The 5,382-nt window shown below is 75.3% G+C and carries 6 protein-coding genes; 4 read left to right on the top strand and 2 right to left on the bottom strand.

Features of this window, described 5'->3' with window-relative positions; genetic code table 11:
* Nucleotides 1-4: 4 nt before the first annotated feature.
* The gene (locus ACFU6K_RS30400) at nt 5-406 is read right to left on the bottom strand and encodes a cytochrome C oxidase subunit I (RefSeq protein WP_143204590.1); all 402 of its coding nucleotides are present in this window, start codon (nt 404-406) and stop codon (nt 5-7) included.
* Nucleotides 407-610: 204 nt separating this feature from the next.
* On the opposite strand from ACFU6K_RS30400, the gene ACFU6K_RS30395 reads away from it, so the two are divergent.
* The 3 genes from ACFU6K_RS30395 to ACFU6K_RS30385 all read left to right on the top strand — a co-directional run bounded on the left by ACFU6K_RS30395 (nt 611) and on the right by ACFU6K_RS30385 (nt 3,369).
* Complete coding sequence (locus tag ACFU6K_RS30395; RefSeq protein WP_380668416.1) at nt 611-1,225, top strand: TetR family transcriptional regulator; 615 nt, start codon at nt 611-613, stop codon at nt 1,223-1,225.
* Nucleotides 1,226-1,270: 45 nt separating this feature from the next.
* Nucleotides 1,271-2,839, top strand: coding sequence for an FAD-dependent monooxygenase (locus ACFU6K_RS30390; RefSeq protein ID WP_380668414.1), 1,569 nt, complete (start codon nt 1,271-1,273; stop codon nt 2,837-2,839).
* 98 nt (nt 2,840-2,937) lie between these two features.
* Nucleotides 2,938-3,369, top strand: a complete 432-nt coding sequence (locus tag ACFU6K_RS30385; protein WP_380668412.1) for a YchJ family protein — start codon at nt 2,938-2,940, stop codon at nt 3,367-3,369.
* A gap of 49 nt (nt 3,370-3,418) precedes the next feature.
* Here ACFU6K_RS30385 and ACFU6K_RS30380 read toward each other — a convergent pair whose 3' ends face one another.
* Nucleotides 3,419-4,360 carry a polysaccharide deacetylase family protein gene (locus tag ACFU6K_RS30380; protein ID WP_380668410.1) on the bottom strand — a complete coding sequence of 314 codons (942 nt, stop codon included), beginning with the start codon at nt 4,358-4,360 and terminating at the stop codon, nt 3,419-3,421.
* A gap of 261 nt (nt 4,361-4,621) precedes the next feature.
* Between ACFU6K_RS30380 and ACFU6K_RS30375 the strand changes: the two genes are divergently transcribed.
* Nucleotides 4,622-5,158, top strand: coding sequence for a GNAT family N-acetyltransferase (locus tag ACFU6K_RS30375; protein ID WP_380668408.1), 537 nt, complete (start codon nt 4,622-4,624; stop codon nt 5,156-5,158).
* The last annotated feature ends 224 nt before the right edge of the window (nt 5,159-5,382 follow it).

The following is a 5,382-nucleotide window of genomic DNA, read 5'->3' as shown; positions in this document are numbered from 1 at the left end:
CCGCTCAGCCGCGCAGGACGGCCGGGACCACGGCGAACAGCGCCGCCGTCACGGTGACGGAGAGGCAGAGCGCCGCCCAGCGGGCGCAGATCCGGCGGCACTCGACGCGGTACCGGGCGGCCAGCCGGCGGCAGCGCTCGACCGCGCGGTCGACGACCTCCTCGGCGTAGCGCAACCGGTCGGCGGCATAGGCCTGTTCGAGGCTCTCCCGCTCCGCCGCCGGCAGCCACGGGAACTGCGCGGCGAACGCGCGGGCGTCCCGCTCGGCCGCCGCGACCTCCGCCTCCCAGGCCAGGAACCCCTCGATGCGGGCGAACTCCGCCCGGGAGTTCACCCGGGCGCCGACGCCGGCGGGCCTGCCCTGACGAGGCGTCCGCGCTCTCGGCGGACGCTGTCTGCCACCCATGACCGCTCCTCCAGTCCTGTCGAGTCGTCCCGCCGGAAAGCCTGCGGGGTCGGGCTCCCGACGGGGATCGCTCCGCGACCAGGCAACTACTACCAGCGACAAACCGCAGGTGGCGGGCGGCTCGCCACAGCCCGCGCGGCCGGGAAAAACTTGCGCGCCACGCACTATTGCGCGTCACGCACCTTTCGCGGGACAGTGGTGACCATGACGAAGGACGAGCCCGGCCTGCGGGAACGGAAGAAGGCCGCCACGCGGGAGGCACTGAGCTGGGCCGCACTGCGGCTCGCGGTGGAGCGGGGGCTGGAGAACGTCCGGGTGGAGGACATCGCGGCCGCGGCCGGGGTGTCCCCGCGCACCTACAACAACTACTTCTCCAGCAAGGCCGAGGCGATCGTCTCCCGGCACCGCGACCGGGTCCTCCAGGCCGCCGGGGCACTGCGGGCCCGCCCCGCCGAGGAGCCGCTGTGGGAGGCGCTGACCCGCTCCCTCGTCGCACCGTACGTCGGCGCACCCGAGGGCCCCGACCCGCGCTGGACCGCCGCCGTACGGCGGCTGCTGCGCGAACCGGCGCTCCAGGCCGAGCTGCTCCGCGACAGCGCCGGGGTCCGGAGCGAACTGGCGGCGGCGGTGGCCGCCCGGACCGGGACCGACGCCGACCGGGACCTCTATCCGAACCTGGTCGCCTCGGCCGCGCTCTCCGCGTTGCAGGCCGCCAACGAGCACTACCTGGCCGCCGACCCGGTGGTGCCGTTCCAGCCGCTGCTCACCGAGGCACTGCGCCAACTGGCGGCCGGGCTGCCCGATCCGTCGTCACGGTGAACCCACCGCAACCGAGGGGGAATTCGACATGAACGGGGACTTGAGATGAACAGCGATGTCGTCATCGTCGGCGCCGGCCCGGTCGGGCTGTTCCTGGCCGGCGAACTGGCGCTGGCCGGAGTCCGGCCGGTGGTCCTGGACCGGCTGCCCGCGCGCTCGGGCGAGCAGAAGGCCAACGGGCTGGTCGGCCAGGTGCTCCGACTGCTCGACCACCGCGGCCTGTACCAGCCCCTCAGCGGCGTCCCGGGCGCGCCGCGGCCCGTGCCGCGCTTCGTGTTCGGCGCCTTCCCGCTGGAGCTGCACCGGCTCGACCGGAACCCGCTGCACGCGGTGCCCGTACCCCAGCACCGGATCGAGGAGGTGCTGGAGGAGCGCCTCCTCGACCTGGGCGTCACCGTGCGCCGCGACCGCGAGGTCACCGGCCTCCGCCAGGACCCGACCGGGGTGACCGTCGACGTCCACGGGCCCGACGGCGCCGAACAGCTGCGCGCCCGCTACCTGGTCGGCGCGGACGGCGGCCGCAGCACCGTCCGCAAACTCGCCGGGATCGGCTTCCCCGGCGTCACCTCGCCCGACCCGGTCTCCCGCGTCGCGCACGTGCTGCCGCCCGAGGGGCTGCGCACCACCGACAGCGGCGACGTCCTGCTGCCCGGCTGCCCGACCCCGTTCCGCGTCTACACCCACACCCGCACCGACCACGGCGTGTTCGTCATCTCCCCGTTCGGCCCGGACGCCGTCATGATCGCCACGATGGAGTGGGGCGGCCCGCCGGTGGACCAGCGGACCCCGCTCACCCTGGACGAGCTGCGCGCCAGCGTCCGCCGGGTGACCGGCGCCGATCTGCCGCTCGTCCCGGCCCGTACCGCCGGACCGTTCACCCCGCGCCGCACCGTCGGCCACAACACCCGGCTCGCCGAGCGCTACCGCGACGGCCGCGTCCTGCTGGTCGGCGACGCCGCCCACGTGCACGCCGCGACCGGCGGCCCGGGCCTCAACCTCGGCCTCCAGGACGCCGCCAACCTCGGCCTCCAGGACGCCGCCAACCTCGGCTGGAAACTCGCCGCCGACCTGCACGGCTGGGCCCCGCCCGGCCTGCTGGACAGCTACCAGAACGAGCGCCGCCCGGTCGGCGAGCGGGTGTTCATGCACTCCCAGGCCCAGACCGCCCTGATGGCCCCCGGCCCCGGGACCACCGCGGTGCGCGCCCTGTTCGACGAGCTGCTGGCGCACCCGGACAACCTCGGCCGGATCGCCGCGCTGATGGCGGGCAGCGACGTCCGCTACGACGTCGGCTGCCCGCATCCGCTGGCCGGTCGGTTCGTGCCGGAGCTCGCGGCGACCACCCCGGACGGTCCCGTCCGGATCGCCGAACTCGCCCGCACCGCACGCCCGTTGATCGTCGATCTCACCGGCGGCCGACTCGGCCTCACGGACCCGGCGGCGGACTGGAAGAACCGGGTCGACCTCGTCACGGCCGACTGCCCGCAGCCACCGGCCGGCGCCCTGCTGCTGCGCCCGGACGGCTACGTCGCCTGGGCGACCGGCCCCGACGGGGCGGACCGGGAGGGGCTGGCCCGGGCGCTGCGCACCTGGTTCGGCGCCGCGTCCTCCTGAAGGCGGGTACCTGGGGACGGGCCCGCCCCCGGTGTTTCCGGGGCGGGCCCGCACGGGGCGGCCGGGGAGCCGCCGGACGAGTGGGGGAGAATGGCGGCATGTCCCGACGTCGTTCCGCGCCCCGCGCCGCCGCGCCCCGGCTGCTGCCCTCGTCCCCCTGCCCGTGCGGCCTGCCCGCCGCCTACGGCGACTGCTGCGGCCGGCTGCACCGGGGCCAGGCGGCGGCCACCACCGCCGAGTCCCTGATGCGCTCCCGGTTCAGCGCCTTCGCCGCGCAGGACGAGGCGTACCTGCTGCGCACCTGGCACCCGGACACCCGACCCGCCGAGGTCGACTTCGACCCGGGGCTGCGCTGGACCGGGCTGGAGGTGGTCGCCACCACCGAGGGCGGCGCCTTCCACGCGGCGGGCACCGTCGCCTTCCGGGCGCACTGGACCGAGGGCGGCGAGGAGGGCGTGCTCACCGAGAACAGCCGCTTCGTGCGGCACGAGGGCGCCTGGGTGTACCTGGACGCCCTCTCGCTCGGCTGAGCCGCCCGGCCCGAGGCGGCCGCGGTCGGACGGCCGCTCCCGACCGCCGCTACAGGTAGTCGTCCAGCCGGGCCAGCGCGAAGCCCTGCGCGGTGACCTCGTCGACGACCTTGCGCAGCAGGTCCGGCATCGAGGCGTTCCAGATGTCGGTGCCCCGGAAGTGGGTCAGGATGATGTCGCCCGAGTGCAACTTCCGGTCGTCGTAGCGCCACTCCATGTGGTCCGGGAAGGCCTCCTCGTTCCACATCGGCACCGCCTCCACCCCGCAGGAGGCCGCCGCGCGCAGGGTGTCGTCGTTGTACTCGCCGTACGGCGGCCGGAACAGCCGGGGGCGGACGCCGATCTGCTTCTCCAGCTGGTCCTGCTGGGTGCAGATCTCCTCGCGCTGGGTCTCGTAGTCCAGCACCTTCAGGTTGCGGTGGTTGATCGTGTGGTTGTTGATCTCCACGCCCTGGGTGTGCAGGTCGCGGAAGTAGCCGTAGTTCTCGCGGGCGAGGTAGTCGGAGACGTAGGTGCTGAGCGGGATGCCCAGGTCCGCGGCCATCCGGGAGAACTCGGGGTCCTTCTCGGCACCGTCGTCGACGGTCAGGAAGACCACCTTGTCGTCGGTCGGCACCCGGAAGACGACGGGCGGGCGGCCGTCCGCGAGCTTGACGCCCTGCACCGGGGTGAGCTCGGGCTTGGTCGCCGGGCGCGGCGGGGCCTTCAGCGGCGGGTGCTCCAGGCCCCAGTGCTGGGCGGCCGCCTCCAGACGGGCCACGGCCTCCGCGCTGTTCGCCTCCGCCGCCAGGGGTGGGGCGCCGGCCTGGTCGGCGCCCTCGGCGGCGGGCGCCGCGTTCGCCTCGGGGGCCGCGTTCGCCTCGGGGGCCGGGGCGGCCTTCGGCCCGGCGGGAGCGGCCGGAGCGGCGCAGCCGGCGAGGACGGCGGAGAGGCAGACGGCGGCCAGCAGGCCGGTCCGCACACCGCCCCGGCGGTGCTGACGCCCCTTCAAACCCCCATTATTACGACAAACTGATGGTCGGTTCATGGGTGCACTGCTCCCCCGCCGTGCACCACCGCCAATCCCCTCGTCACCCACGCGGGGCAACGACGCACCGGGCCCTTGCCCTTCCTTTGCCCGGGTGGCGGGGCGACCGGGTGACCGCTGACCGGGCGACCGGGCGACCGGGCGACCCGATGGCCGGAGCGGGCCGGGCCGGAGCCGCCGGGAAAACCGATTGCGGCAACGACCCCCGAACTGGATCATGCGCGCATGACGAACACCGCGCCCCGCCGCTCCGACCTCTGGGCCGTCGCCACGGCCGACGTGACCGCCCCCGAGGCCCTGGACCTGCTGCGCGAGTACTACTACGACGTGGCCAACCGCTACTACCGCCTGCACTTCGACCGGGAGGGCACCCCCGAGGAGCTGGAGTCCGGCCTGGCCGACTCCCCCAGCGACGACCTCGCCGCCCCGGACGGCCTCTTCCTGATCGGCCGCCACGACGGCGCCGCCCACTCCTGCGCCGGCCTGCGGCGACTCGACGCCGCCACCGTCGAACTCACCCGGGTCTTCGTCCGCCCCGGCCTGCGCGGCACCGGCGGCGGCGCCGTGCTGCTGGCCGCCGTCGACCGGGCCGCCCGCTCCCTGGGGGCGGAGCGGATCGTCCTCGACACCCGCCTCGACCTGGTCGAGGCCCGCGCGCTCTACCTGCGGAACGGGTACCGCGAGATCCCCGCCTACAGCAGCGGGCCGTACGCCCAGATCTGGTACGGGAAGAACCTCGCCCCCGTCGAGCAGCGGCGTTGACCCAGCGGGAACGGACCGGGTGCACACCGCGCCGACGTGCCGGCAGGGCTCCGGTCAGTCCGTCAGGGCGGCCGCGAGTTCGGCCGCCGAGGGCGGGTTGGCGCCCGGGCGCGCGACGGCGTCACGGTGTCTCCGGTGCGGGCGGCGCGGACGGTGCGGGCGGTGCGGGCGGCGAGGTCCCGGTGGCAGGTGCCGTGCGCGACGGCCAGGACCAGGTCGGCGCG

The organism is Kitasatospora sp. NPDC057512 (assembly GCF_042802135.1).
Taxonomy (GTDB): domain Bacteria; phylum Actinomycetota; class Actinomycetes; order Streptomycetales; family Streptomycetaceae; genus Kitasatospora.
This window is presented reverse-complemented; position numbering and strand designations above follow the sequence as displayed.